The sequence below is a fragment of the Jatrophihabitans sp. genome (assembly GCA_036399055.1).
Lineage (GTDB): Bacteria > Actinomycetota > Actinomycetes > Mycobacteriales > Jatrophihabitantaceae > Jatrophihabitans_A.
The window spans coordinates 145,714-171,650 of the sequence record DASWNX010000002.1; the positions used below are offsets into that span (position 1 = coordinate 145,714).

Sequence of the window (25,937 nt, forward strand, 5' to 3'; positions counted from 1 at the left end):
GGGATGCGGTGTCCTGTTTGGCCGTTTCAGTCAATCAGACCGATTACCTTATCAGGCGAGCCTGCGCGTTGTAGCTTAGTCCCCACACGTCGGCAGCTGAACAACAGCTGGCCGCACGAGGGAATCGCACGCTGCATGGGGACGTCATGACATCGCCTTCCGAACTCTCAGACTTCCTTACTCGGCTGAGCGAGAAGCGCTCCCGGCTGACCGCGATGGCGGCTTCGGGAGCAAGCGCCGGGCTTGTCGACCTGCTGGCCGAGGTGGCCGATCTGAGTGAGCATCTCCTGGTGGCCGATGAGGAGCTTCGCGCCCAGCAGGAGCAGCTGGCGGAGTCCCACTCGAAGCTCGGGGCTCTGAGCGCGCGTAACGAGCAACTGTTCGGCGCCTCACCCCACGCCCTGGTGATCACCGACGCTTACGGCATCGTGCTGGACCTCAACCGAGCCGCCTCGGCGCTGCTGGCCGGGCTGGACGGAGTGAGCAGTCGGTGGCCGATCACTTCGTTGTTCCAGGCCACGCACCGGCGTTCGATCCGCGCGATGATCACCGACGCCCGGGCCAAGCAGGCGCCGCAGCAGGTCGAGGTGAAGCTGGCCGGAGCCGAGGGCGAGGGCGAGGGCAGGGTGTCGGTCCGGGTCCTGGCCTCACAGCACCCCCTGACCGATCAGGAGCTGCTGTGTTGGGAGCTCACCCTCGCCACGCCGGCCCTGGCGGCCGGCGCCGCGCTGCCTGACCGGGCCCACGGCGCCGCTCCCAGCGCTGCCGAGGTGTTCACCGGCGATGACGAGACCATGACGCTGCTGCGCGAGCACGACTGGGCAGCCAGCGCGCTCGGCCCGGTGCGCCGGTGGCCGCCGGAGTTGCGAGCGGCGGTGCGGACCGTGCTCGCGTCCAAGGCGCCCATGCTGCTCTGGTGGGGCCCGGAGCTGATCCAGCTGTACAACGACGCCTTCCGCCCCTTCCTCGGCGCCAAGCACCCGGCCTCCATCGGCCAGCCGGCCGCTGAGAGCTGGGCTGAGATCTGGTCTGCGGTGGGTCCCGCGGCGGCGAACGCGCTGGCCGGCAACGGAGCCCGGGACGAGAACATCCTGCTTTTCATCCGGCGCGCCGGCTATGAGGAGGAGACCTATTGGACTTACTCCTTCAGTCCGATCAAGGCAGACTCCGGCCAGGTGCTCGGTGTCCTCGCGGTCACCAACGAGTCGACTCACCAGCAGGTGGAGTCCCGGCAGATGCAGACCATCCGCGAGCTCGGAGCGCTGTCGGTGACCGCGTCGGGAAGCATCGGCAACGTCTGTGAGCAGGCGTTGCAGGTGCTGGCGCGCAACCGGGCGAGCATCCCGTTCGCCGCCGTCTACGTCCTCGCCGAGAACGGCCGAGCCACGCTGCAAGCAAGCTACGGCGTGTCTGCTGACGGAGCTGAGTTGCCGGCCGAGTTGCCGGCCGCGGACACCTCCTCAGTGCTCAGCCGGGTGCTGAGCACCGGGATCGCCGAACTCAGTGACCCGGCCAGCCTCGCACCGGGCGTGGCCTTCCTGCCCTCGCCGATCGGACCCGCCGTCCCCACCTCCGTCCGGGTGCAGCCGGTCTGGCTCAGCGGGCTTGCCGACCCGCACGCGGTGCTGGTGGTCGGCACGAATCCCTACCGGGCCATCGATGAGGCCTACCTGCGGTTTCTGGACATGACAGCCCGCCAGCTGGGCACCGCGCTCAGCGACGCCCTGGCCTATGACGCCGAGCATCGCCGCGCCGAGGCCTTCGCCGAGCTGGACCAGGCCAAGACCCGGTTCTTCGAGAACATCAGCCACGAGTTCCGCACCCCGCTCACCCTGATGATGGGCCCGATCGACGCGCTGCTCGACGATCCCCACGTCAACCTCCCGCCAGCCCGCCGCGCCGATGTGGCATCGGCGCGGCGGGCGGTGCTGCGCCTGAGCAGGTTGGTGGACACGTTGCTCGAGTTCGCCCGAGCCGAAGCCGACGAGTTGCACGCCAAGCTCGAGCTCACCGACCTGGCGCAGCTGAGCACCGACGTGGCCAGCATGTTCCACTCAGTGGTCGAGGAGGCCGGCCTGAGACTGGTGGTGGACACCACGGCGGTGTCTGACCCAGTCGCCGTTGATCCGGAGATGATCACCAAGATCCTGCTGAACCTGCTGTCGAACGCGGTGAAGTTCACCCAGCAGGGCGCCATCCACCTCCGGCTGGAAGAAGGCGAGGACCACGTCCTTCTGACAGTCTCAGACACCGGTCTGGGAATCCCGGCCGAGGAGCTGCTACGGGTGTTCGAGCGGTTCCACCAAATCCCGGTTCTCGGAGCGCGCAGTCGTGAAGGCGCCGGAATCGGTCTGTCCCTGGTGAGCGATCTGGCCCGCGCGCACGGTGGCGAGGTGAGCGTGCGCAGCGAGCTGGGCAAGGGCAGTGAGTTCACCGTCCGCCTCCCCCGGACCCCAGGGGGGCAGCACCGGCAAGCGGTCACCGGTGGCCTCTTGCGTGTCGCGCCCGCCTTCATCGCCGAGGCGCACACCTGGTCGGCCACCCAGGGCCAACCGGCTTCCACTGAGCCCGCGCGCCAGCCCGAGCCGACTAGCCCCGCCGCCCCGGCCGGCCGGATCCTGCTGGTCGAGGACAACATCGACATGCGGGACTACCTCAGCCGGCTGTTGCGCGCCGATGGCTGGCAGGTCGAGGCAGTCGGATCGGTGGATGAGGCGCTCGCCGCGAGCGAGGTGCCGGATCTGGTGCTCTCAGATGTGATGCTGCCCAACCGCAGCGGCGTCGAGCTGGTCAGGTTGATGCGCGCCGACCCGACGCTGATGCGGATACCGGCGATCCTGCTGACCGCCCTGGCGGGATCGGAGTCGGTCGCCGAGGGCTTGCGGGCCGGCGCTGACGATTACATCGTCAAGCCGTTCGCCGCCCCTGAGCTGCTTGCTCGGGTCCGCACCCACTACGAGCTGGCCAAGCTCCGCGACTACGCCTTCGACCGAGCCGAGGAGAAGGTCGCCAATCTTGAGCGCGCGCTGTTCAGCAACCGGCAGATCGGCGCCGCGATCGGCATCTTGATGGCGAGGCTGAAGCTGACCGACGAGCAGGCTTTCGACTTGTTACGCACGACAAGTCAGAGCCGGCATCGCAAGCTGCGCGACATAGCCGAAGAGGTGACGATGACCGGAGAGCTGCCACCGCAGGTGTCGATATGAGCCTGTGACGTGCCCGCTGGGAGCAGCGGCGCGTTCGGGCCTGGCTCAGCCGGCCAGGCTCTGCCTCACCATTCGCCGCGACCTCGCAGCGGCCCGCCTCGTGGAGCGGCTCGCTCCGGCGCCTGACATCGTCGAGGTCTGAGCGGCCAGCAACGCAGTGGCGAACAGCCTTAACATCGCGACGATGTCGGGGCTTGCATTGGTGAGAAACAGTCGGCCACCATTGGCCGTCAGCTGCTCGTGCACTGTGAGCAGCGAGTTCACCCCGGCCAGATCGAGTGATCGCAGATCCGACAGGTCAAGGCGTAACCGCCGGGTTCCGCCCTCGATGCAGGTGCGGGTGAAGTCCTCGAAGCCGGGGCACACCCCGCCGAGCAGGTCGCCGACGAGAAAGAAGATGACGCGTTCGGGATCAGTGCCCGCCACTCGTAACGCGAATCGCAGTTCGCTGCCGTCTTGCGGTTCTCTGCCGTCTTGCGGTTCTCTGCCGTCTTGCAGTTCTCTGCCGTCTTGCAGTTCGCTGCCGTCTTGCAGTTCTCTGCCGTCTTGCAGTTCTCTGCCATGGCGGTGGGGTTCTGGAAAGTCCGCGGGCACCTGCGCCTCCGGTGGTCGACTCTCGGCGATGCCGAGGATCCGGTGGCTGCTACTCAACCCACGTCAAGAGTAATGACCCTTTGACGTAATTCAAGCGGAGTCTCACAACCCGGAACGAAACGAGCAGCTCTGCGCTGAGGCGCCTGCCGCGCACTGCGCGGCTGATTCTTGTGCGAGCGATTCGCAACTAGCAGCCGGTGCTGTCGTGCCGTACCGTCTATCTCAGAATTGGGCCGGCCCAGCAGGTGGTTTCGCCAGTTCAGCCCAACCGCCGGAGCTTTCCGCCATGACTTCGACTCTTCCTGCCCCGACCGCCCGCAAGTCGACTCGCAAGCCCGCCCGTTCAGCGGCGCCCGCTCCCGAGCCCACGCCGGCCCCGACCGCCACTCCCGACGCCGTGGAGCAAGCGATTCGCATCCGCCTCGACGATCTCAAGGCCCAGCGCGCCGAAGCCCTCGCCCAGTACAGCCCTCCCGGCTCATGCGGTGACGCGGCCGACCGGTGCGCCAATGTCGAGCTGGCGATCACGATCGAGGACTTGCAAGCCCGGATCACCGAGCTGGAATTGATGTTGCAGGCGCCTAAGAGCGCTCGGCAGCCACGCCGCTCGGGCCGCAAGAGCCGGCCGGCCGGCGCCATCGAGGTCGGCAGCCGAGTGCAGGTCAGCTTCGACGGTGGCCGCAGCTGCGAGACGTTCGTCCTGCTGCCGCACGAGCTGGCCTTCGGTGACGACGAGGTGGTCACGCCCAACAGCCCGCTGGGCCAGGCGCTGCAGGGCGCGGTGCCCGGTGACCAGGTGAGCTACCGGGCCGCCAACCGCAACACCATCACCGTCGACATCGTCGCGGTCGACGGCCAGGAGTTCACACCGCAGCGGGCCAAGTCAGCCTGAGCTGAGTGCAGTCAGCCTGAGTGAAGCCGCCTGAGCGAGGGCAGGCTCAGTAGAGGGATTCCGGTTGGTCAGCGCGGCCAACCGGGTTCCCTCCGGGAGTTGATCACCAGGTTCTGCACGAAGGTGTCCGGCGGCAGCGTCAGCATGAATTCCACTGCGCTGGCAACGGTGTCCGGGTCCATCATCACCTCGTCCGAGAGCTGCCATTGATCCATCATCGGGGTGTTCATGGCGCTGGGCATCAAGCCGTGAATCCGAGCCGGCCAGCGGTACTCATAGGCCTCGCGCTGCATGATCTTGGTGAGCATCGCCAGCGCCGCCTTCGAGCTGTTGTAGGCCGCGGCGTCGGCTCCCACGGTGATCGCAGAGATCGAGATGACGTTGACCACGTCGGCGGGATAGCGACGTTCCCCGGCGCCGAGGGTCTTGAGGAACTGCCTGGTGGTGTAGAGCGGGCCGGACTGGTTCACGGCCAGCACGTCCTGCCACTGCTGGTCGGAGATCTCGAGGATGCCTGCGCCCCGGTCGGTCCCGGCGTTGTTGATCAAGGCGTCGAAACGCTCGCCGAATCGAGCCGCGGTGGCAGCGACTGCCTCTGCGACGCTCCGGGGATCGGTCACGTCCAGCAGGCAGGACGAGGCGCTGCCTCCCGCCTCTAACACCAGGCCGACGGTTGCCTCGGCGCCTTCGGGATCGACGTCGGCGACCACCGGATGCGCTCCAGCGGCAGCCAGGCGCCGAGAGATCGCCCGCCCCAGCCCGCTACCGCCACCGGTGACAAGCACCGCGCGCTGGTCGAGTGTGCGCATGTCGACTCCTAGTCCTCAAGGGCTGATTCGCTGAACATCTCAAGCGGCGACGGCCGGATCGCCGGACCGTGCTCGGACAGCTCGTCGACCGCGTCGAGCACTTCCTCGACGGTGATCGCCAGCAGCGCCGGATCCACCTGCTGACCGTGCGGGTCGCCCGTCCCGTCGCCATGCCACAGCACCCGGTGCGGGCCATCGGCAGGTGGCCCCCAGCTGGCTGGTGACACCGGTCCGAAGAGCAGCACCGACGGGGTGCGGTAGTTCGAGGCGACGTGGGCCACCCCGGTGTCGCCGCAGATGACCAGCCGGGCGCGGCCGACCAGCGACGCCAGCTGCGGCAGCGACAGGCCCAGCAGAGCCTGCGCCCCGGCCTCCTCGGCCACCGCTCGCGCCAGCGCCGCCTCGGCCTGCCCCCCGGTGACCACGACCCGGTGACCGCGGCCCCGCAACGCCGAGGCCACCGCGGCGAACCGCCGCGCGGGCCAGCGCCGGGCCGGGGCGGCCGCACCCGGGTGCAGCACCGTCAGCGACGGCGGCATCGCCACCGTCGGCAGCCGCATGACGCCGACGGCCTGGCAGCCGGGGCCCTCTGGCCGGCCGTGGCTGGACGGCCTCGGCAGCACCTCGCAGACCAGCCGGCACCACCGGCTGACCTCGTGCTCGCCGGCCAGCCATCTCGGCCCGGTCAGGCCGCCCGCGGGATCGGCGAAGCCGTACAGGCGCGCAGGTGCCAGAGCGCTGAGCAGCCGCCGGCTGGCCGGGCCGTTGCCGTGCAGGTCGATCGCCACGTCCAGGCCGGCTGGCGCCGGGCTGATCGGCGCCAGCTCGGCGGTCGGCAGCAGCCGGTCCACCGCCGGGATCAGCGGCGCCAGCGGGCCGAACACCGCCGGCGCCGCCAGCACCACCTGATGGCCAGGCAGCGCGGCCTTGATCAGGCCCAGCGCCGGCAGCCCGGTGATGAGATCTCCCAAGCCGAGCGCGCGCAAGGCCAGGGCGACCGGCCGGCTATCGGTCGGGCTCACTACGCCGATCCATCGGAGGCCAGCTCGCCATGCCGGGCCAGCTCGACCAGCGCGGAGGTCGAGCGGCCCGGCAGGTAAGGAACCGTCACCACCTCGCCACCCCACTCGGCCAGCACGGCCGACTCGGGCAGCGCCACGCCGGAGTAGTCACCGCCCTTGGCCCACAGATCGGGCCGGATCCGCCGCAGCACGGCGGCGGGGGTGTCCTCCTCGAAGACGACCACCGCGTCGACGCATTCCAGCGCTGACAGCACGCGAGCCCGGTCAGCAGCCGGCTGCAACGGCCGCTGCGAGCCCTTGAGCCGGCGTACCGAGTCATCGGAGTTCAGGCACACCACCAGGCAGTCCCCGGCCGCCCGGGCGGCCTGCAGGGTGGCGATGTGCCCGGCATGCACCAGGTCGAAGCAACCACCGGTCGCCACCACCACGCCGTGCCGGCGCCGGACTGCCTCCAGCAACTCCTCCAGCCCGCCAGCCGGCCCCCCGCTAGCCGGGCCCGCGCCAGCCGGGCCCGCGCCAGCCGGGCCCGCGCCAGCCGACTCAGCGGCCGGCTCAGCGGCCGGCTCAGCAGCGACCGGCTCAGCAGCGGCCGGCTCACCGCCACGGGCCGCGCCGGGGGGCGGTTCCAGCCGGAAACCGGCCGCCGCTCCGGCCGCCACGAACCGGCCGGCGGCCGCGACGCCGAGCGCGACGGCCTCACTGGGCAGCACGCCGTCGGCCAAGCCGGCGGCGGCGGCGGCGGCGAAGCAGTCCCCCGCGCCGCAGGTGTCACCGACGCTGACCTGGACCGGCGCGATGAGGTGCGCGGCGTTGTCGGCAAGGCAGAACATCGCTCCCCTGGACCCGAGCGTCACGCACACCGAGCCGGCTTGCCACTGCCGGGCCAGCTGCTGGGCGCCGCGCCGGATGGCGCCCAGCGAAGCAGCCGCCTCCATCCTCACGAAGCCGGCCAGTTCGGCGAGGTTGGGTGTGACCAGGGTGCTGCCTGGCACCGGGGCGGCCCCTCGCGGGTGCGGGTCCCAGACCAGCGGGCAGCTCAGGGCCGCCAGCGCGGTTCGGAACGCCGGGTCCGCGCTCACGCCTCGGCCGTAGTCCGAGACCAACACCGCGGCCGCCGAGTCCAGCGCCGCCAGCGCGCGCTCGGGCAGCGGGCCGATCACCCCGGGGTCACCGCCGCGGTCCAGCCGGGCGACCGGGTGCTCGGCCACCCGCAACCGGGTCTTGACCGGGGTGCTTCCGGCCCACGGCACGGCCACCAACTCAAGCCGGCCGGCCAGCATCCGGCGCAGCTGGCGACCCGCTTCATCTGTGGCCACCGGCGCGACCAGCACCACCGGACGCCGACCGGCCACTGCCAGCACCGCCAGCGCCGCGGCCAGCGCCGCGCCACCCGGACGCCGGTTCTCGACCGGGTCGTGCAGCACCGGGACCGGGGCCTCCGGCGACAGCCGGGCGGAGTCGGCGATCAGGTCGATGTCGAGCATCACGTCGCCGACCACCACCAGCGGCGCGGTCATCGCGCCGGCTGCCAACGGGCCAGCGCGGCCTCGGCCCGGGCCAGCTCGGCGTCCATCGCCTCGCAGAGCAGGTGCAGGGCCACCAGGTGCAGCTCCTGGACGGTCGAGGTCCTCGGGCAGCAGATCGGCAGCGTCTCCTCGGCGACCTCGGCCAGCGGATTGGGGACCGGACCGGTCATAGCCCAGGTGCGCAACCCGCAGTCGCGGGCCCGGACGGCGGCGGCGACCACATTCGGGCTGCGACCAGACGTCGACATCAGCACGCACACGTCCCCGGGGCGGCCATGCGCCTGGACCTGGCGGGCGAAGACCTCCTCGATGCCGTAGTCGTTCATGATGGCCGTCAGCGCGGACGGCTCGCTGTGCAGCGCGACCGCCGAGAACGGCGCCCGGTCCGCGGCGTACCGGCCGACGATCTCGGCGCTCAGGTGCTGGGCCTGGGCCGCGCTGCCGCCGTTGCCGGCGACCAGCAGCCGCGCTCCGGAGCTGAGCGCGCCGGCCAGCCTGGCTCCCCAGTCCGCGGCGATCTCGGCGGCCGGGCCGAATTCCGTCAACGCCTGGGCCAGCGCCTGGACATGGGCCATCGCCAACCGCCTGGGCGGGTCAGTCAGCAGTTCGGTCATCGCGCCACCTCCGCCGTCACGTCGGACAATCGGCCGGCTGGCGCCGGTCGGGCCAGCCGGTCTGCCACTCGTCGCCGGGCCAGCACGCCGCGGTAGCACGTCTCGGTCTGTTGAGCGACCGTGCTCCAGCCGTAGCGGGCCAGCACCCGCTCCCGGCCGGCCTGGGCCATCGCCAGCCGCCGGGGCCGGTCGGCGAGCAACTCGTTCACAGCCCGGGCCAGCAGGTCCGGACGCCGCGGCGGCAGCAGCCGGCCGGTGACGCCGTCGAGCACGGTGTCACGCAACCCGCCGACCGCCGTGGCGACCACCGGCAGGCCGGCCGCCATCGCCTCCAGCGGTGTGATGCCGAACGGCTCGTACCAGGGCACGGCCAGCAGCAGGTCACACGAGCGCAGGAGCTCGGGCAGCTCCGCATGCGGCTGCCGGCCCAGCAGCCGGAGTCGGTGACCGACACCGTGCTCGGCTGCCACAGCCAGCAACCGCTGGGACTCCGGGTCGGCAGCCACCTGATCCGGCGCCGGCCCGCCGACCACCAGCAACTCGGCGTCAGGCACCTGGGCCAGCGCCTTGATCGCGTCGGCGACGCCCTTGCGCGGCACCAACCGGCCCAGGACCAACAACCTGGCCGGGCGGTCATCGTCACCGCCGGCGGCTCGACCGGCCGGGGTGAACAGGGCAAGGTCCACTCCGCAGGGCACGATCTCCATCCGCTCGCGCGGCACGCCCATCGACTGCAGCTCACCGACCTCGTCGGTGCAGGTGGCGATCACCAGGTCGGCCGCCCGCGCGATCGACCGCTCGGCGCCGATCCGCTCCGGCGGGCTGGTGTCCGAGCTGCCCTGCCAGCGCCGTTTCACCTTTCCCAGCGCGTGAAAGGTCTGCACCACCGGCAGGCCCAGCTCAGCCGCGGCCTGCAGCGAAGCCAGCCCGCTCATCCAGAAGTGCGCATGCAGCAGATCCGGCCGTTGACGCCGGCAGCGCTCGGCGAGCTCTGCGCCGAAGCTGTCCATGAAGGGCAGCAGCTCGTCCTTGCCGAGGACCGCGGCCGGGCCGGCGCTCAGGTGCTCGACCCGCACGCCCGGCAGCAGCGGCACGCTCGCCGGCACGTCGGGGTCCTCCCTGCGGGTGTAGACCACCACCTGATGCCCCCGCCGGGCCAGCGCGGCCGAGAGAGCGGCCACGTGCACGTTCTGGCCACCGGCGTCCACCCCGCCCAGGCAGGCCAGCGGGCTCGCATGCTCTGAGACCATCGCGATCTTCATCTGCTCGCCTGCTCTCTCATCGGGTGAGCCCGTCCAGCAGCACGTCCCAGTCGGCCAGAAACCTCTTGAGCCCGTAGCGCTCGAGCGCGGCGGCCCGGGCCGCCAGCCCGCAGGCCCGAGCCAGTTCCGGTTCGGCCAGGAAGCTGCGCAGCCGCCTCACCAGCCGGTCGACGTCGGTGCTGATCTCACCGGCCGCGGGCGGCACCGCGGCCACCGCCTCCGTGGTGGCCAGGGCGAGCACCGGCATCGCCAGCTGCATCGCCTCGATCAGGGCCAGGCCCAGCGAGGTCCATCGGGTCAGGTGCAGGTAGGCCCGCCGCCGGGCCAGTTCGGTGTGCATCTGATCCTGGGTCTCGACATCGGAGTAGCCGACGAGGCGGTCCGGCGCCACGCCGGCGGCGCGAGTGTGCGCGTCGGTGAAGTGCCTTGCCCGCATTCCGAAGACGTCCACCGGCGCCACCGGAAGGAACTCATCGACAAGATCCGCTCCGACGATCCGGCCGCGCCGGCCTGGCTCGTTGACCACCAGCGCTGCCCGGCTCAACTCGCCGGTGTAGCGGGCGCCTGGATCGATGACGCCGTGCTCGATGACAGTGCTCGGCGCGCGCCCATTGTCCCAGAACAGCTTGTTGAATTGGGTCACGTGGACCAGCGGGATATCAGAGCGGTCGGCGAGAAAATGCCGCTGGGTGCAGGGTTTGGCGTCCGGGGTGTTGTGCTCGAGGTAGACCGCGGGCAGCTCGCCACCCGGCTCGCGCCCCAGCCACTGGCGCACCAGTTCCAACTCGTGCGGCCGTTGCAGCAGCACCACGTCGAAGTCCTGTTCACGCAGGCTCGCGGGCGCGAGTTCGACGACCGAGCCCGGCCACGACCAGGTGCGAGCCCGGCCCACGCCGTCCGGGCCGCGATCGGGCAGCACCGGAACGACGTAGTCGTGGCTTCCTTGCGTGAAAGCGGTCATCCAGCTGCCGTGCACGTGCCAGAGCAGGATCCTCATGCGGTCACCGCCCAGGGTGTCGTCGTCTTGTGTCTGGCGAGCCGCTGGACGCAGTCCACCACCGTGGCCGGTTCCACCCCGCTGAGGCAGGGGTGGCCCGGCACCGGGCAGGTCGTCCGGCGGCTGCCGCGACAGGCCGCGTCCTGATCGCCGAGCAGGGCCACCGGCACCCCGTACGGCGCCCATCGGGTGGCCGGCACCACCGGGGAGAAGAGTGAGACCACCGGCGTGCCGACCGCCGCGGCCAGGTGGGCCGGGCCGGTGTTGGCCACCAGCACCGCCTGCGCGCCGGCCAGCACCCGGGCCAGTTCAGCCAGCTCCAACCGGCCGGCCAGGTCCAGCGCCGCACCGGCCGCGAAGTCCGGCAGGCCGGCCAGGGCGTGGGCCACGATGGCGGCCGTGAGCTCGCGCTCGGAGTCCGAGCCGGTCACCAGCACCTGCCAGCCTGCCGCGCACAGCTGCCGGACGGTCTCGGCCCACAGCGGGGCCGGATAGGCGCGCGCCGCGGCCGTGACACCCGGATGCACGACCAGATAAGGCGATTCCAGCTCAGGGAGGTGTTCAGAGACCGCGGCTGACGGCAGCCGGACGGCGAGCCTGCCCTGATCACCGGGCGGAAGTTCAAAGCCGGCGGAGCGCACCGTGGCCAGCATGCGCTCGGGCTCGGGCCCGTCCTCGGCGACCGGCAGCCGCAGATCCAGCAGCGAGCCGGGATAGTCCTCGCTGCTGGCCACGATCCTCCGGACGCCGGCCAACCGCAGTAGCAGCGCGGTCGGCAGGGCCGATTGGTGGAACGAGGTGAGGATCACGGCCTCGTCCAGGCCCAGGCCGGCCAGCCGCTCGACGAGTTCGGCGAACTCCGCCGGCGAGACGCTGGGCGCCGGGTTCAGGATCCACGGGCAGGCCCACACCAGCACCTCGTCCACCCCGGGCAACAACCGCCCGGCGGCCTGCCCCAGTGGCCCGGTGAGCAGCGTCAGGTGATCCGCCGCGGCGGCCACCGCCCGGATCGCCGGCCCGCACACCAGCACGTCGCCCATGCTGTCCAAACGCGCCACCAGCAACCGGCGGCTCACCGCAGGCCGGCCAGTACGAGATCGACCGCCCCGGCCAGATCGGCGGCCCGCAGCGGCGCGGCAGCCACCTCTTCGCGCCGAGTCCGCGGGGTCGGGACCAGGATCGACGCCGCGCCCGCCGCAGTCGCGGACCCGACGTCGGAACCGATGTCGCCGATGACCACGCAGCGCGCGGCCGAGACCCCCAGCTCGGCGGCCGCCTGCCGGATCAGGCCTGGCGCCGGCTTCCGGCACCCGCACCCGGCCTCATCGGTGTGCGGGCAGACGTACCAGCCGTCGAAGGGCCCCAGCAGCGTCTCGATCCGAGCGTTGACCGCCTCGACCTGCGCGGCGGTGAGCAGCCCGCGCCCGATGCCGGACTGATTGGTGATCACCGCCACGGGTATGCCGGCCGCTCGCAACCGATCCAGCGCCCGACGAGCCCCGGGCATCGGCGAGACCGCCGCCGGGTCTGCGTTGTAGGGCACGTCGCGCACCAGGGTGCCGTCCCGGTCCACCAGCACCGCCGCCGGCCAGCCGGGCTGGGCACCGCTCACCTGATCGACTGGGGCGCCGCGGCGGATCAGCGCCCGTAGCCAGAACCAGCTGGCGGCGGGTGGGATCAGCACGCTGGTGCTGATCATCCGCAGCACCTCGGCCAGATCGCGAGGACCCGGCGCGATTCGGCGCCAGCTGAACTCGGCGGTGTCGCCGGCCCACACCAGCCCGGCCAGCACTGCCAGCCGCCGACGGCCGGTCATCGCCGCGGTCAGGCAAGTCAGGGCAGCTGCCGTGCTGAGCAGGTGTTGGGGACGCCGGCCCAGCGGCGCGGCGGCACGGCGGCGCCAGCCCCGGCCGTGCAAGCGGCGCATCAGCACGTCATCGGCGTTGCCGCGTTGCTGGCGCACGCTGGCCCACCAGCCTGCCGGCCGCACCGGATGCGCCGTCTGCCGGCTGCCCCGGCGCAGCTGCCACCCATGGTCCAGCATTCGCAGCGCCAGGTCGGCGTCCTCGCGGAAGGCCCTTGGAAACCGCTCGTCGAAACCGCCGCAGTCCACCAGCGCGGGCCGACGGTAGGCCATGTCGGCGGTGATCCAGGCAGCGGTGGCCAAACCCGCGGTGCCACGCTCTGAGTCCCGCGGCCGCCGGTCAGCCGGCAGCGGCACCTGGATCTGACCCTGCGTTCCGCCGAGGTCCTGCGACGCCACGGCCAGGTCGTGCTCGAGGTCACGAAGCCAGGCCGGGCTCACCACCACGTCGTCGTCCAGAAACGCCACCCAGTCGCTGTCACACGCCCGCCAGCCGACGTTGCGAGCCGCGGCCGGTCCCCGGCCACCACTGCGCAGCACCGTCACAGACCAGCCCGCCGCTCGGCGCTCAGCCGCTTTCAGCTCGGGCAGCTTCAGCCCGGCCGCCGGGCCAGGCCGGTCATCGACCACGAACACCGGCGGCAGCGGCCTTCCGGTCGCTGTGGCCGAGTCCGCGAGGCTGTTCAGCAACACCGAGAGCGAGCGGCGACCGATGGTCGGGATCACCAGCGCATAGCTCGGTCCAGCGGTCACTGCGGTGATCCCGACTGCGGTGATCCCAACTGAGCCCTGCGCACCGCGAACGGGCCGATCGCCAGCAGGTCCACCGGGGTGGAACCGAAGCACTCGAGGGCGTCGCGGGGCGAGTCGACCATCGGCCGGCCGGCGGTGTTGAGGCTGGTGTTGACCACGACCGGCAGGCCGGTGAGGTGCGCGAAGCGTTCCAGCAACCGGGCGACCAGGGGCTCGTCGGCCGGGTCGACGGTCTGGATGCGGGCCGTTCCGTCGACGTGCACCACAGCCGGGATCCGCTCGCGCCAGTTCTCGGCGACCTGATGGACGAACAGCATGTACGGCGACGGGATCGGTCCGCCGTGGAACAGCTCCGCAGCCCGGGAGGCCAGCACCATCGGCGCCACCGGGCGGAACTGCTCGCGTCCCTTGACGTCGTTGAGCCGTTCCAGGTTGCCCGCGCGGCCCGGATGCGCCATCAGCGACCGGTGCCCGAGCGCCCGCGGGCCGTACTCGCTGCGCCCCTGAAACCATGCCACGATGCCGTCGGCGGCCAGCGTCTCAGCCGCCGCCTCGGCGATGTCGGCAGGCCGGTCATAGGGCAACTTCGCCGTTCGCAGCGCCGATTCGATCTCAGCGTCGCTCCACTGCCGGCCCAGATCCGCTCCGGTCATCGCGGCGGCCGGCTCACCCAGCTGCTGCGCGCCGGCCAGCGCGGCGCCCAGCGCGGTGCCGGCGTCACCGGCGGCTGGTTGCACCCACACCTGCTCGAACCCGCTCTCACGCCACAACCTGGTGTTGGCGACGCAGTTCAACGCGACGCCGCCGGCCAGCGCGAGCTTGGCGCTGCCGGTTCGCATCCGCAGCCAGCGAGCGAGCTCCAGCAGCACCTCTTCGACGACCGCCTGCAGGCTGGCCGCCAGGTCGGCGTGCTCAGCGCTCCAGGGCTCGTCCGGCCGGCGTTTCTTGGCAAGGGAATTCCAGTCGACGCCGCTGGTGTGAAACCCGCCGTCGGGACGGGCGTGCACCAGCGAACGCAGATCCTCCAGGTAGCGCGGCGTGCCGTAAGAAGCCAGTGCCATCACCTTGAACTCGTCCGAACTCCGCAGAAAACCGAGATGCTCCGTCGCGTCCTCGTACAGCAGCCCCAAGGAGTGCGGCAGCTGCTGGCTGTGCAGTGTCTGCAATTCCCCTTGTGAATACAGGCCTGCTAACGAGCTGTGCCGCTCGCCTCGGCCGTCGAGCACCAGCACGGCGCAGTCCTGGTCGAACGGCGCCGCCAATCCGGCCGAGGCCGCATGCGCGACATGGTGGGCGACGAAACGCACCTGCGAGGGGTCCAGCCCCGGTAACGCGCTGGCCAGGAAGTCAGGAGCGGCGAGCGCGTAGCGCTGCCGAAGCTCGTCCCACGGATCGAACACCCCTAGCTGGTGCGCAGGCAGATGCAACGCCGGATCGAAGGAGTAGGTCACTGCGTCCAGGTCACCGGGGGTCAGACCGGCTTGTTCCAGACACCACGCTGCTGACAGCTCCGGCAGTTCCCACGCCGAGAACGGCACCGGGCGCTTTCCGTGCTTGCGCCTGCTGAACCGTTCTTCCTCGGCGGCCGCGACTATCCGGCCGTCCACGATCAGCGCTGCCGCGGGATCGTGGTACAGAGCATTGATGCCCAGGATTCGCATATTCCCTGCCGGTGTCGACACATCTGCGAGCGCGGCCGCGCACGGTCGGTCAGGTAAGTCCGCGAAAGAAGGGGCGGTGCTGTTCACCGCTGCTCGATGGTCACGTCCAATCGAGGTGCTGCCGCAAGCTGACTGCCCAGCTAGAAGCGACTCTAGGACAGAGAAGCGCTTCTCCGCCAGCGCTCACCCGAAACCAGCGGTCCTGCGCTGGTCGACGATGGCCGCGATGGTGCGCCGGATGCCCTCGTCCCAGCTGACCCGCGGGCGCCAGCCCAGCTCTCGCTCGATCAACGTGGTGTCCGGCCGGCGCACCAGCGGGTCGTCGACCGGTAACTCGACGAACCGGATGGCCGAGGCCGAACCCGTTACCGCGACGATCTGTTCGGCGATCCGCAGGATGGTCATCTCATCGGGGCTGCCGACATTGACCGGCCCGGCGAGGTCGCTGGCGGCGACCGCCAGGACGCCGCGCACGGTGTCATCGACAAAACAGACCGACCTGGTCTGGCTGCCATCGCCGGCCACAGTCAACGGCTGGCCGGCCAGCGCCTGCTGGATGAAAGTCGGGATCGCCCGGCCGTCGTCAGCGCGCATCCGGGGCCCGTAGGTGTTGAAGATTCGCACGATCGCGGTGTCGACGCCATGGGTGGTGCGGTACGCCACCGTCAGCGCCTCGGCGAACCGCTTGGCCTCGTCATAGACGCCGCGCGGGCCCACCGGATTGACGTGACCCCAGTAATCCTCCGGCTGTGGGTGCACCTGCGGGTCGCCGTAGGTCTCTGACGTGGAGGCCAGCACAAACCGGGCGCCCTTGTCCTTGGCCAACCCCAGGGCGTGCAAGGTGCCGACGCTGCCGACCTTCATCGTCTCGATCGGCAACCGGAGGTAGTCCGCGGGCGAGGCCGGTGAGGCGAAGTGCAGCACCAGGTCGACCGGACCGGGCACGTGCAGGTAGTCGGTGACGTCGCACTTGATCAGCCGAAAGCGGTCGCTGGAACGCAGGTGGGCCAGGTTGTCCGGCAAGCCGGTCAGGAAGTTGTCCAGACACGTGACTTCCGCGCCGGACCCGATCAGCTCCTGACACAGGTGCGAGCCCAGAAAACCGGCGCCGCCGGTCACCACCGCATGCCGGAAGGCCTTCCTCCGCGCCTGTGATGGAAAAGAATTCGCTTGCGCCATAGGGAAATTCGCCGGAGATGGACGCGCCGTCATGCCTGCTCCTCCTGCAAGGCGCCGGCCGGGCTGCTTCCGTGCGCGGGTACGCCTGCTGCCGGGATCGCGCACATCCGATCCCGGTCGCCAGCCTAGAGCGCACTGCTCACGGCGGACAACGTCGTTCAGGCCAGCGCTCGCAGAGCCAGCCCGGCGCGAGGCGGATGGCTGGCCGCGACGCTGGCGAGGTGGAAGGACAGATCCGCTTCCGGTCGCGGCCGGCTGTAGAGGTAGCCCTGCACCGTCTGGCAGCCGTACTGGGTCAGCAATCGGGCTTGGGCGGCGGTTTCGACGCCTTCGGCGACCACCGCCAACCCCAGGGTCTTGCCGATCTCCAGGATGGCAGCCACCACCGCGGTGCAACTGGAGTCGGTGCCCAGACCCGCGATGAACCGGAGGTCGATTTTGAGCATGTCCACCGGCAGCTCGGTGATCCGGGTGAGACTGCTGTAACCGGTTCCCAGGTCGTCGATGGCGATTCGGATGCCGAGTTCGCGCAACCCGCTCAGGTCCTCGCGCAGCGAGTCGGCGATCAGGGGCATGTGCGTCTCGGTCAACTCCAGCACCAGCCGGTCGGCCGGCACGTCGTAGTCTCTCAGAGCTGCCAGCACGTCCTGGGTGAAGTCGCCCGTCTCCAGCTGGCGTCCTGAGATGTTGACGTGCACGTCGGGCGCCCGGACGCCGAGTTGGTCTGCCCAGCTGGCAGCCATCCGACAGGACTCACGCAACGCGCGCCGACCGATCGGGATCATCAGCGCGCTGGCCTCGGCGACGTCGAGGAACTCCCCCGGACCGAGCAATCCCCGACGAGGGTGGTTCCAGCGCAGCAGGGTCTCCACCGCGACCACCTCGCCCGATCGCAGGTCCAGCACTGGTTGGCCGTACATCACCAACTCGTCGGCGCTCAACGCCGTTTCCAGTTGCGGACGCAGCCTGTTGCTGCGCACGACCCGGGCCTGTTGCTGCGGGTCGGTCACCGTGATCCGATCCCGGCCGGCCCGTTTGGCCGTGTACATGGCCGTGTCGGCGGTGGCCAGCAACTGCTCGCCGGTGGCCTGCGCGTTGGCCAGGGCCAGGCCGATGCTGGCGCTGATGGTGAAGGTGCCCGAAGGCAGCAGGAACGGCTCACGAAGGGCCTTGAGCACCCGGTCGGCGACGGCGCTGAGGTCCTTGCCGTCGCCGAGGTCGGTGCAGAGGATCGCGAACTCGTCGCCACCGAGCCGGCCGACGGTGTCGCCAGGACGCACCGAGCTCCGCAGCCGGTCGGCGACCTGGATGAGCAGCTCGTCGCCGGCGGCGTGCCCGGCGCCGTCATTGACCTGCTTGAAACCGTCCAGGTCGAGATAGGCCACCCCGACCTCTCGGCTCGAACGGCCCTGGGCAGCCAGGGCGTGCTCCAGCCTGTCCAGCAGCAGGCTCCGGTTGGCCAGGCCGGTCAGCCCGTCGTGCAGCGCCTGATAGGTGAGCGCTGCCTCGGCGCGCTTGCGTGCGGTGATGTCCTCGACCAGGGAGATGGCGTAAGGCGCGCTGCCATCGGCAGGGGTCACGGTCGAGGTCGAGAGCAGCCCCCACACGTCGCTGCCGTCGGCATGGCGGTAGAGCGTCTCACGCTGTAACTGGGTGACCCCACCCCCGACCATGGCCTGCAACGCGGCACTGGTCGCGGCCGCGTCCTGCGGGACGGACAGGCTCACCACGTCCAGCGTCAGCAGCCGCGCCTCGGGGAAGCCGGTGAAGTCGCACATCGCCTGGTTGGCGCGCAGCAGCTGGCCGGCTGTCGCCGGGTCCAGCGACACCATGCACATCCCCACCGACGCCGCGTCGAAGGCCAGCCTGAAGCGCTGCTCGCTCTCGCGCAGCGCCAACTCGGCCTGCCGTTGGCTGGTGACGTCGCTGGCCACCCCGATGTAACCGCTGAGCGAGCCGTCCGGGGCGGTCATCGCGGTGACAGTCAGCTGCACCTGCAGCCGGCGTCCCGAGCTGGTCAGGTAGGTCCACTGACGGCTCTCGGGATGCTCGGCGCCGGCGTCTCGGGTGAACAGCCGGAAGTCCGCCTCGACGCCGAGTTCGGCGGCCCGCTGCGCCACCTCGGCCGGATCGTGCAGCACGATCGGGCTGTTGCCCAGCATCTGCTCCTCGGTGTAACCGAGCATCTTCTGCGCGCCTGTGTTGAACACCGTGATCTGGCCCAGCGGATCGGTGCCGATGATCGACATGCCGCTGGCGGCGGCCAGCACCCCGCGGTAGAGGTCCCGGGCGGTCGCCAGCTCGTGCGCCGAGCGCCGGGCTTCGGTGATGTCATGGGCGGTGCCGCTCATCCGGACCGGCGTGCCGTTCTCATCGACCTGCACCCTGCCCCGGCCGTGCACGACCCGTACCGGTTGGCCCGGCGGCTCGATCGCGAACTCGAGCTCATAGGGCTTGTGCTCGGCCAGGGCCGTCCCCACCGCGGCCGTCAAGCCGGGCCGGTCCGCGGGCTGCACCAGCGACATCCAGTTCTGCAGACTGGGCTGGAACACTCCTGGCACAACCCCGAAGATCCGGTACATCTCGGTTGACCAGGCCATCTCTGACGAGCTCAGGTCCCACGTCCAGGAGCCCAGCGTCGCCAGCCGCTGCGCTTCGGCCAGCGCGTCCTCGCGCTCGGCCGCGGCAGCCAGCGCGCCATCGCGGACCTGGCCGCTCAGGACCAGGATCAGCGTCGCCAGGCAGATCACCGCCAGCAGGGCCTGCAACACCCACTGCCGTTGCTGCACGTCGCTGATCGAGCTCAGCGTGCCGTGGCCGCTCAGGGTGCCGATGGTGGCCAGCACCGCGGCCACCAGCGCCGAGATCATCGCCCGCAACGCGCCCAACCGGGCCGCGCCCCACACCAGCGGCGGCAGCACCAGGAACGCCTGGCCGATGGTGTGCGCGGGGGTGAAGATCCAGCACGCGGCGCCGGTGACCAGGGCGAGCTGCACGATCCATTCCGCATTGCGCCGGCCGTGCCCGAACTCGGCCCAGACCGTCCGGCGGCTAGGCGCCAGCAGCAACGGGGTGAGCAGGATCAGCCCCAGCCCGTGGCTCAGCACGTAGCCGCCGGTTCCGGCCGCCCACGGCAGGCCGGCCGACACGTAACGCAGGGCGACTGCCAACGCCGCGGCGCTGACCCCGAGCACGGCGCCCACGATCAACCTGATCCCGTCGGCGACGCTGGACAGCGGCCTGGATCGGTGTGCCACGCCGCTGGCCAGGAACCGGGCGGCGACCGCGCACTCGAGCACGCTGGCCACCGCGTACCACGCGCTGGCCAGCATCGAGGTGCCTACCAGGAGCCTGCCGAGCGCGCTGCTGAGAGCCACGCCCACGAGCAGATGCGGCCACCAGCGCCGGGGTGAGCGGGCCAGCACCGCCAGCGACAAACCGGCCGCCGGCCACCAGGCGCTGGAGGCCAGCGACGGGTGGCGCAACAGCCGTGCGGCGAACACGCTCAGGGCAAGGACGGCCAGGGCCATCGCCAGTCCGGCCAGCCACGGCAGCCACGGCAGCCACCGTGCCTTGCCGACCGGTTGCCGGAGCGAACCTGATCGCACAGCTATGCCCCTTCTGTCTCTTACGCCATTAGTCGTCTTTTTCGATCACAAGATCACATCGACCAAATATGAAGACACTTGACGACTACGGCGCAGGACCCCTGCGCGAGCGGACTCCAGCCCTGCCCGTTCCGTGCTGACCGATGGCCGACAGGCCGGCGTACAGGGCCTGTCGCGCCTAAGCGAAGATGCTTTAATGGAGCCACGGCTCAAGTGAGAGCCGCCACTCGCGGCTGGCTATCGCTCAGCCGCCGGTCTCAGTCACCGCCCAGTCCACCAGCGCATGCCCCTGGCCCTTACGGTCGGGCTGCTGGCGGCAGCGCGCACGAAAGGACCCACCGTCATGACCGACAAGCAGGACGGCCACGCATCGCAGGCAGCGCAGGAGGCCGACGCGGTGGACGAGGTCAGTCGCAACACCAAGAGCCAGACCACCGCCGCCAGCTACACCACCACCGACCATGAGGTGATCCGGGCCTGGGCGCAGGCTCGTGGCGGCCGGCCGGCGACGGTGTCGGGAACCGAGGACTCGGGCAAGGGCGGCGGCGTGCTGCGCATCGAGTTCGACGCGTCCGAGGACAGCCTCGAAGACGCCGACTGGGACCAGTTCTTCGAGGTCTTCGACGATCGCGGCCTGGCTTTCGTCTATCAGGAGAAGACCTCTGACGGCCAGACCAGCCGGTTCAACAAGCTCGTCAGCCGCGAGAGCTCCTGAGACCGCGCTGACCGCCACCGACCCGTCCGCATGAGCTAGCAGCACCCACATACCGGAGTTCACCATGACCAACGCCAGCGTTATCAAGCATTGGGCCCAGCGCGAGGCCGCGACCTATCGACAAGGCGAGGACCGCCCGCTCAGCGGCTACCTCGCCGCCATGGGCGTCTACGCGGGCGCGGTGACCGGCCTGACGCTGCTGGGACGCCGGCTTGGCTTCACCGCGCCGAAGCAGATCACGCCATGGGACGTCACGCTGTTCGGGATCGCCACCCATCGGGTGACCCGGACCATCTCCAAGGACGCGGTCGTCAGCCCGGTCCGGGCGCCGTTCACCACGTACGGCGGCCTGCAGGGCCCGGCCGAGCTGCACGAGGAGGCTCGCACCGACTCGCATCTGCGCCATGCGGTCGGTGAGTTGCTGACCTGTCCGTTCTGCCTGGCCCAGTGGGTCGCCACCATGTTCGGCGCCGGCCTGGTCTTCGCGCCCCGGGCAGCCCGGCTGGTGGCTTCCACCTTCGCCGTCGTCGCAGTCTCGGACTTTCTGCAGTTCGGTTACAGCGCCGCGCAGAGCAAGGAGTGAGCCCGGCCCTGAGCCGTTGAGGCCGGGCCCGGCCCAGCCCGCTCAGCCGTTGCGCCAGTCATCGCTGGTGAGGTGTGACCCGGCCTGCGGGCCCATCTGCAGCATCCCGCCGTCGACCACCCAGGACGCCCCGGTCACGTAGCCGGCATCGGCCGAGGCCAGGAAAGCGATGACCGCGGCTATCTCGCGGGCGTCGCCCGGACGCCCCAGCGGCACCCCGGGACGGTGCTGTGAGTGCGGGTCCTGGTCTTCCTGCCCGGTCATCGGGGTGGCGATCTCACCCGGAGCCACCGAGTTGGCGGTGATGCCGTAGGAGCCCAGCTCCAGGGCGATCGTCTTCATCAGACCGCCGAGGCCATGCTTGGCCGCGTCGTAGGCGCTGGAGCCGACCCTGGGCTGGTGCTCGTGCACGCTGGTCACCGCGATCAGCCGGCCGCCCTGACCCGCGCTGACCATCCGGCGGGCTGCCCGCTGCAGGCAGACGAAAGCCCCGTCAAGGTCGGTGGCCACGGTGTGACGCCACTGCTGGTACTCCATCTCCAGCAGCGGGGCGTTGTCTCCGGTGCCGGCGTTGTTGACGAAGACGTCCAGCCCGCCCAGCTCGTCGGCCAGGCTGTCGATCACGTCCCCGCAACCGGGCAGCTCGGTGGTGTCGAGCTGGGCCACCACCGCGCGCCGCCCCAGCGAGCGCACCTCCTCGGCGGTCTGCTCCGCGCCCTCGGCGTCGGTATGCCAGGTGATGCCGACGTCCATGCCGGCCCGGGCCAGCGCCACCGCGGTCGCCTTGCCGATGCCGGAGTCAGAGGCGGTGACGATCGCCGTCCGCGGGTTGAATGCCATGGTGGATTCCTCTCATCAGGTGAGCAGTCCGGCGCCGCCCCGGCGACAGGGCTTGCCGGCGCGGGGACGACGCCCGGGTCGTGGTAGGAAGAAAACCCTACGGCGGCGACGGGAAGAACTCGCCACAGCACGGAGGAGCAGAGCAGATGTCAGAGATCTCGCAGAGCGTCAGCGAAGGTGTCCTCGGCCAGGACGAGCAAGCCCCTGAGCGTGGCCGCCCCGGGACCAACCCGCCCGAGGAGCCTCAGCCCGGCCTGCATCCTGGCGCCGGCGAACCCGCCGAGCAGTCCGAGCAGGACCAGCCCGAGCAAGGTTTGGGTGAGCCGGACTCGCACTAGCGCCTGACGGCCGGACCGGCCTGAGCGCGCTAGTCGGTTCCGCGGTGGCTGACGGCGTCGCGTAACCGGTCGAACAAGCCGGCGACCGGGCCGATCATCAGGTTTGCCGGGGGTTGATCGGGCGCGCTGGGATGCGGCCTGGTCGGGGCGATCTTCTTCACCGCCTCGACCTGCTGACCCATCTTCACCAGCTCCTGCTGGCTGAAGATCGAGCGCATGTGCGGGAACATCTGGTTCTCCTCCTCGGCCACATGCTCGCGGATCTCGGTCATCAGGGTCTGCAGCTCAGCCTCGAAGCCCGGATCCTGCGGGCTGAGCTTCTCCAGCCGCTTCATGGTCGCCTCGGCCTCGGCGTGCTCCTGCTTGGCGTGTTCGGCCTCGGCCTCGCTGACCTTCTCCTTGACCTTGGGATAGACCACGGCCTCCTCGGCCACCGCGTGCCTCACCAGCTCGATGACCACCTGCTCGGCGACGTCCTTGCGCCTGGCGCCGGACTGCGCGTCCACGGCGTCGCGCAGGCTGTCGAGCTCGGCGAACATCTGCTCGACCTCTCGATGGTCATGGCTCAGGATCTCGATCACATCGCGTTGCTCGTCCACCTGGAACTCCTTGTCGATGTCGAAGACACCGAGTTGTCGATGTCGAAGACACCGAGGACTCGTCACTGCGCCGGGCGGGCGAGCGAGCAAGGGTGTGGCCGATGTCGTCGCCGCCCACGTGCTCGGTCGCTGTCCGGACCGGCTGGGCGTTCAGCCATGAAAAACCTATCACCATCCTCGCGGCCGGCGCCTGGCCGCGAGCGCTGCCCGCTGGTCAGCGGGCGAGCTGGCCGACCACCAGCTCGAAGGCCTTCGGCACGACGGCGGCAGTCGCGACGACGCCGCGGCGCAGCACCGGCCGGCGGGCTGCCCAGAGCAGGCCGCTGGTGAGTGCCCGGTAGCGGCGGGAGCTGCGTGACCACAGCCGTTCGTAGTCGGCCGGCCGGTCGGCTGCCAGACAGCCGGCCACCAGCCGGGCCGCCGACAGGCCTACCGTGATCCCCTCACCGGTCAGCGCGTCGACGTAGCCGGCGGCGTCGCCCACCAGCAGGATCCGGCCGGCCACCCGGGACCGGGTTCGCTGCCGCAGCGGACCGGCGCCCAGCACCCTGGATCCGGTCACCGCTGAGAGCCGTCGCTCCAGTTCGGGGAACTGGGCCAGCTGGTCGTCGAACGGCGCCCGATCGCCACTGAGTATGGCGACTCCGATTTGATCGTGTGCGACAGGAGTCAGGTAGGCCTCCGCCGACGCCGACCAGTGCACCTCGACCAGATCCGACCACGGCTCGATCCGGTAGTGCCTGCGCAAACCCCAGCGAGCTGGCGACCTGGCCGGGAGGTCCAGCGCCGCCAGCCTGCGCACTGTCGAGTGCAGGCCGTCGGCGCCGACCAGGTACCGGGCCGTCAGCCCAGCGGCGCGCACGCACCACTCGTCCTGGCGCAGCTCGGTCAGCGACGCCTCTCGCACCGTGATCCCCCGCCTCTGGACCGCCTCGCGCAGGCAGGACTGCAGGGCGGTCCGGCGAACGCCGCGACCGGCGGCGCCTGGAAACAACGCCTGCGCCGAGTGCGAGTCGTCGATGTAGCGCACCCCGCGCAACGGTCGGCCGGGCGGATCGAGCCCCAACTCGGCCAGCGCCTGTAGCGCCGCGGGCATCAAGCCCTCGCCGCAGGCCTTGTCGATCGGCGACGCGCGCGGCTCCAGCACCACGACATTCAGACCGGCGCGGTGGGCGTAGAGCGCGGTGGCCAGGCCGACCGGGCCGCCGCCGGCGATCAGGACGTCGATCACGTCCGGCCGAGCATCGTCAGCGCGGCGGCCTCGCTGCGGATGCGGACGCTGAGCAGCGCGGCGTTCAGCGCGGAGAAGACCACCGCCGTGAGCCAGGCGGTGTGCGTCAGCGGCAGCGCGATTCCCTCAAGCACCACAGCGACGTAGTTGGGGTGCCGCAAGTGGCGGTACGGCCCTGAATCGACCCGGCCGGCGCCGGGGATCACGACGATCCGGGTGTTCCACTGCTGTCCCAGGGTGCTGATGCACCACCAGCGAAGAGCCTGGGCGGCGAGGACCAGGGCCAGCATCGGCCAACCCAGCAGCGGCGTGAACGGCCGGTCCAGCAGCCACACCTCGGCGAGGCAGCCCAGCAGCAGCGCGCTGTGCAGCAGCACCATGGTCGGATAGTGCCCGGCGCCGGTCTCGATGCCGCCGTGCTGCCGGCTCCAGCGCAGGTTGCGGTTGGAGACCACCAGTTCGGCCAGCCGCTCGATCGCCACCAGCAGGATCAGCGCGGTGTAGGCGGTCTCCGAGCTCACCATCGAAGCAGCACCAGCTCCGAGCAGAAACCTGGGCCCATCGCCATCAGCACGCCGGGGCTGCCCGGCTCGAAGCTACGGCTGGCGACGGTGTCGGCGAGCACGTGCAGCACCGAGGAGGAGGACAGGTTGCCGATCGCGGCCAGCGAGCGCCAGGTCAACTCCAGCTCACCCTGATCCAGGCCCAGGGTCCGCTGGATCGCTTCGATCACTCTGGGGCCACCCGGATGGCAGACCCAGCCCGCCACCTCGCTGCTGTGCAGCTGGTGGGCGTCCAGCAATAGCGACAGGTCACCGGCCAGGTACTTCTCCACCAGCGTCGGGATCTCGGCGTCCAGCACGATCTTGAGGCCGTCGGAGCCGACGTCCCAGCCCATGACGCGCTCGGTGTGGGGATACAGATGCGAGCGCGAGTCCAGCACCGTGGGCATCGACTCGGCGATGCCCAGCTGCTCGGCCCGCTGGGCGCCGACCAGCACCACCGCCGCGGCGCCGTCGCCGAACAGCCCGGTGGCCACCATGTTGGCAGCCGAGCGGTCCTGCGGTTGCAAGGTGAGCGAGCACAACTCCACCGACAGCAGGACGGCCACCTCGTCGGGATGGGATTTCAGGTAGTCGTGCACCCGCGCTATGCCGGCCGCGCCGGCGACACATCCCAGTCCGAAGACCGGGATCCTCTTGACGTCCGGGCGCAGTCCCACGATCGGCGCGATCAGCGCGTCCAGCGACGGGGCGAGCACTCCGGTGACGGTGGTGAACAGGATCAGGTCGACGTCGGCGGCGTCCAGGCCGGCGGCAGCCAGCGCCTCGCTCACCGCTCGGGCGCCCAGCGCGGTGCCCTGCTCGATGAAGACGTCGTTGGACGCGCCGAAGTCCACCAGCTCCCGGTAGCGCTCCAACGGCACCGCGGTGTGCCGTGTCCGCACTTGAGCGTTCTGGTGCAACCGGCGTAGCAGCGCCCGCTCGCGGTCTGAGGTCAGGCACCAGTCGGCAATCGCCTCGGTGATGTCCTGCTGGCTGTAGCGGTGCTCGGGTAGCACGCCCCGGACGCCGGCGATGGTGGTCATTCCCCCAGCTTATGTCTGTCCAGTCGAGCGCCGCCCCGAGCGCCACCCCTATGCTC

The 25,937-nt window shown here is 70.7% G+C and carries 22 protein-coding genes; 5 read left to right on the top strand and 17 right to left on the bottom strand.

The genetic code is table 11. The annotated features are described in order from the left end of the window. Positions 1 to 146 precede the first annotated feature (146 nt). Positions 147 to 3,206 (top strand): ATP-binding protein, encoded by a 3,060-nt coding sequence (locus tag VGB75_00730; protein ID HEY0165540.1) that lies wholly within the window; start codon positions 147 to 149, stop codon positions 3,204 to 3,206. A gap of 45 nt (positions 3,207 to 3,251) precedes the next feature. On the opposite strand, the gene VGB75_00735 is transcribed toward VGB75_00730, so the two are convergent. Continuing rightward, positions 3,252 to 3,632 (bottom strand): STAS domain-containing protein, encoded by a 381-nt coding sequence (locus VGB75_00735; GenBank protein ID HEY0165541.1) that lies wholly within the window; start codon positions 3,630 to 3,632, stop codon positions 3,252 to 3,254. Between the two features lie 454 nt (positions 3,633 to 4,086). Here VGB75_00735 and VGB75_00740 point away from each other — a divergent pair, with 454 nt between their 5' ends. Next, the gene (locus VGB75_00740; protein HEY0165542.1) at positions 4,087 to 4,692 is read left to right on the top strand and encodes a GreA/GreB family elongation factor; all 606 of its coding nucleotides are present in this window, start codon (positions 4,087 to 4,089) and stop codon (positions 4,690 to 4,692) included. A 68-nt stretch (positions 4,693 to 4,760) separates the two neighbouring features. Here the strand turns inward: VGB75_00740 and VGB75_00745 are convergent, their stop codons facing one another. The 11 genes from VGB75_00745 to VGB75_00795 form a co-directional block, all read right to left on the bottom strand. Then, complete coding sequence (locus VGB75_00745; protein ID HEY0165543.1) at positions 4,761 to 5,501, bottom strand: SDR family oxidoreductase; 741 nt, start codon at positions 5,499 to 5,501, stop codon at positions 4,761 to 4,763. An 8-nt stretch (positions 5,502 to 5,509) separates the two neighbouring features. Continuing rightward, positions 5,510 to 6,523 (bottom strand): glycosyltransferase family 9 protein, encoded by a 1,014-nt coding sequence (locus tag VGB75_00750; protein HEY0165544.1) that lies wholly within the window; start codon positions 6,521 to 6,523, stop codon positions 5,510 to 5,512. Then, positions 6,523 to 8,040 carry a PfkB family carbohydrate kinase gene (locus VGB75_00755; GenBank protein HEY0165545.1) on the bottom strand — a complete coding sequence of 506 codons (1,518 nt, stop codon included), beginning with the start codon at positions 8,038 to 8,040 and terminating at the stop codon, positions 6,523 to 6,525. The genes VGB75_00750 and VGB75_00755 overlap by 1 nt, the downstream gene beginning before the upstream one ends. Further along, the gene (locus VGB75_00760) at positions 8,037 to 8,663 is read right to left on the bottom strand and encodes an SIS domain-containing protein (GenBank protein ID HEY0165546.1); all 627 of its coding nucleotides are present in this window, start codon (positions 8,661 to 8,663) and stop codon (positions 8,037 to 8,039) included. Before VGB75_00760 ends, VGB75_00755 begins: the two co-directional genes overlap by 4 nt. Then, complete coding sequence (locus tag VGB75_00765; protein HEY0165547.1) at positions 8,660 to 9,925, bottom strand: glycosyltransferase; 1,266 nt, start codon at positions 9,923 to 9,925, stop codon at positions 8,660 to 8,662. The genes VGB75_00760 and VGB75_00765 overlap by 4 nt, the downstream gene beginning before the upstream one ends. A gap of 16 nt (positions 9,926 to 9,941) precedes the next feature. Then, positions 9,942 to 10,922 carry a glycosyltransferase gene (locus tag VGB75_00770; protein HEY0165548.1) on the bottom strand — a complete coding sequence of 327 codons (981 nt, stop codon included), beginning with the start codon at positions 10,920 to 10,922 and terminating at the stop codon, positions 9,942 to 9,944. Beyond that, on the bottom strand, positions 10,919 to 11,998 hold the full coding sequence (locus tag VGB75_00775; protein HEY0165549.1) for a glycosyltransferase family 9 protein: 1,080 nt from the start codon (positions 11,996 to 11,998) through the stop codon (positions 10,919 to 10,921). Before VGB75_00775 ends, VGB75_00770 begins: the two co-directional genes overlap by 4 nt. After that, complete coding sequence (locus VGB75_00780) at positions 11,995 to 13,539, bottom strand: HAD-IIIA family hydrolase (GenBank protein HEY0165550.1); 1,545 nt, start codon at positions 13,537 to 13,539, stop codon at positions 11,995 to 11,997. The genes VGB75_00775 and VGB75_00780 overlap by 4 nt, the downstream gene beginning before the upstream one ends. Then, on the bottom strand, positions 13,536 to 15,200 hold the full coding sequence (locus tag VGB75_00785) for a carbamoyltransferase C-terminal domain-containing protein (protein ID HEY0165551.1): 1,665 nt from the start codon (positions 15,198 to 15,200) through the stop codon (positions 13,536 to 13,538). Before VGB75_00785 ends, VGB75_00780 begins: the two co-directional genes overlap by 4 nt. 183 nt (positions 15,201 to 15,383) lie before the next feature. Beyond that, positions 15,384 to 16,319 (bottom strand): NAD-dependent epimerase/dehydratase family protein, encoded by a 936-nt coding sequence (locus VGB75_00790; protein HEY0165552.1) that lies wholly within the window; start codon positions 16,317 to 16,319, stop codon positions 15,384 to 15,386. Between the two features lie 218 nt (positions 16,320 to 16,537). Beyond that, positions 16,538 to 19,987, bottom strand: coding sequence for an EAL domain-containing protein (locus VGB75_00795; protein HEY0165553.1), 3,450 nt, complete (start codon positions 19,985 to 19,987; stop codon positions 16,538 to 16,540). A 343-nt stretch (positions 19,988 to 20,330) separates the two neighbouring features. On the opposite strand from VGB75_00795, the gene VGB75_00800 reads away from it, so the two are divergent. Next, positions 20,331 to 20,702 (top strand): hypothetical protein, encoded by a 372-nt coding sequence (locus VGB75_00800; protein ID HEY0165554.1) that lies wholly within the window; start codon positions 20,331 to 20,333, stop codon positions 20,700 to 20,702. 64 nt (positions 20,703 to 20,766) lie between these two features. Next, positions 20,767 to 21,285, top strand: a complete 519-nt coding sequence (locus VGB75_00805) for a DUF1360 domain-containing protein (GenBank protein ID HEY0165555.1) — start codon at positions 20,767 to 20,769, stop codon at positions 21,283 to 21,285. A gap of 42 nt (positions 21,286 to 21,327) precedes the next feature. Here VGB75_00805 and VGB75_00810 read toward each other — a convergent pair whose 3' ends face one another. Further along, on the bottom strand, positions 21,328 to 22,125 hold the full coding sequence (locus VGB75_00810; GenBank protein HEY0165556.1) for an SDR family oxidoreductase: 798 nt from the start codon (positions 22,123 to 22,125) through the stop codon (positions 21,328 to 21,330). A gap of 146 nt (positions 22,126 to 22,271) precedes the next feature. Between VGB75_00810 and VGB75_00815 the strand changes: the two genes are divergently transcribed. Continuing rightward, positions 22,272 to 22,463, top strand: coding sequence for a hypothetical protein (locus tag VGB75_00815; GenBank protein HEY0165557.1), 192 nt, complete (start codon positions 22,272 to 22,274; stop codon positions 22,461 to 22,463). A gap of 29 nt (positions 22,464 to 22,492) precedes the next feature. Here the strand turns inward: VGB75_00815 and VGB75_00820 are convergent, their stop codons facing one another. From VGB75_00820 to VGB75_00835, 4 genes are all read right to left on the bottom strand, one after another. Then, complete coding sequence (locus VGB75_00820) at positions 22,493 to 23,062, bottom strand: hemerythrin domain-containing protein (GenBank protein ID HEY0165558.1); 570 nt, start codon at positions 23,060 to 23,062, stop codon at positions 22,493 to 22,495. Between the two features lie 214 nt (positions 23,063 to 23,276). Further along, entirely contained in the window at positions 23,277 to 24,293 is a 1,017-nt protein-coding gene (locus VGB75_00825) for an NAD(P)/FAD-dependent oxidoreductase (GenBank protein ID HEY0165559.1), read from the bottom strand. After that, on the bottom strand, positions 24,290 to 24,817 hold the full coding sequence (locus VGB75_00830) for an isoprenylcysteine carboxyl methyltransferase family protein (protein HEY0165560.1): 528 nt from the start codon (positions 24,815 to 24,817) through the stop codon (positions 24,290 to 24,292). The genes VGB75_00825 and VGB75_00830 overlap by 4 nt, the downstream gene beginning before the upstream one ends. Continuing rightward, on the bottom strand, positions 24,811 to 25,881 hold the full coding sequence (locus VGB75_00835; GenBank protein ID HEY0165561.1) for a 3-oxoacyl-[acyl-carrier-protein] synthase III C-terminal domain-containing protein: 1,071 nt from the start codon (positions 25,879 to 25,881) through the stop codon (positions 24,811 to 24,813). The genes VGB75_00830 and VGB75_00835 overlap by 7 nt, the downstream gene beginning before the upstream one ends. Positions 25,882 to 25,937: the final 56 nt, after the last annotated feature.

What these genes read in the sequence shown, in the direction of transcription:
- VGB75_00730 (HEY0165540.1), top strand. Translation starts at nt 147, where the DNA reads ATGACATCGCCTTCCGAACTCTCAGACTTCCTTACTCGGCTGAGCGAG.
- VGB75_00740 (HEY0165542.1), top strand. Translation starts at nt 4,087, where the DNA reads ATGACTTCGACTCTTCCTGCCCCGACCGCCCGCAAGTCGACTCGCAAG.
- VGB75_00745 (HEY0165543.1), bottom strand. Translation starts at nt 5,501, where the DNA reads ATGCGCACACTCGACCAGCGCGCGGTGCTTGTCACCGGTGGCGGTAGC.
- VGB75_00755 (HEY0165545.1), bottom strand. Translation starts at nt 8,040, where the DNA reads ATGACCGCGCCGCTGGTGGTGGTCGGCGACGTGATGCTCGACATCGAC.
- VGB75_00760 (HEY0165546.1), bottom strand. Translation starts at nt 8,663, where the DNA reads ATGACCGAACTGCTGACTGACCCGCCCAGGCGGTTGGCGATGGCCCAT.
- VGB75_00765 (HEY0165547.1), bottom strand. Translation starts at nt 9,925, where the DNA reads ATGAAGATCGCGATGGTCTCAGAGCATGCGAGCCCGCTGGCCTGCCTG.
- VGB75_00770 (HEY0165548.1), bottom strand. Translation starts at nt 10,922, where the DNA reads ATGAGGATCCTGCTCTGGCACGTGCACGGCAGCTGGATGACCGCTTTC.
- VGB75_00785 (HEY0165551.1), bottom strand. Translation starts at nt 15,200, where the DNA reads ATGCGAATCCTGGGCATCAATGCTCTGTACCACGATCCCGCGGCAGCG.
- VGB75_00800 (HEY0165554.1), top strand. Translation starts at nt 20,331, where the DNA reads ATGACCGACAAGCAGGACGGCCACGCATCGCAGGCAGCGCAGGAGGCC.
- VGB75_00805 (HEY0165555.1), top strand. Translation starts at nt 20,767, where the DNA reads ATGACCAACGCCAGCGTTATCAAGCATTGGGCCCAGCGCGAGGCCGCG.
- VGB75_00810 (HEY0165556.1), bottom strand. Translation starts at nt 22,125, where the DNA reads ATGGCATTCAACCCGCGGACGGCGATCGTCACCGCCTCTGACTCCGGC.
- VGB75_00815 (HEY0165557.1), top strand. Translation starts at nt 22,272, where the DNA reads ATGTCAGAGATCTCGCAGAGCGTCAGCGAAGGTGTCCTCGGCCAGGAC.
- VGB75_00830 (HEY0165560.1), bottom strand. Translation starts at nt 24,817, where the DNA reads ATGGTGAGCTCGGAGACCGCCTACACCGCGCTGATCCTGCTGGTGGCG.
- VGB75_00835 (HEY0165561.1), bottom strand. Translation starts at nt 25,881, where the DNA reads ATGACCACCATCGCCGGCGTCCGGGGCGTGCTACCCGAGCACCGCTAC.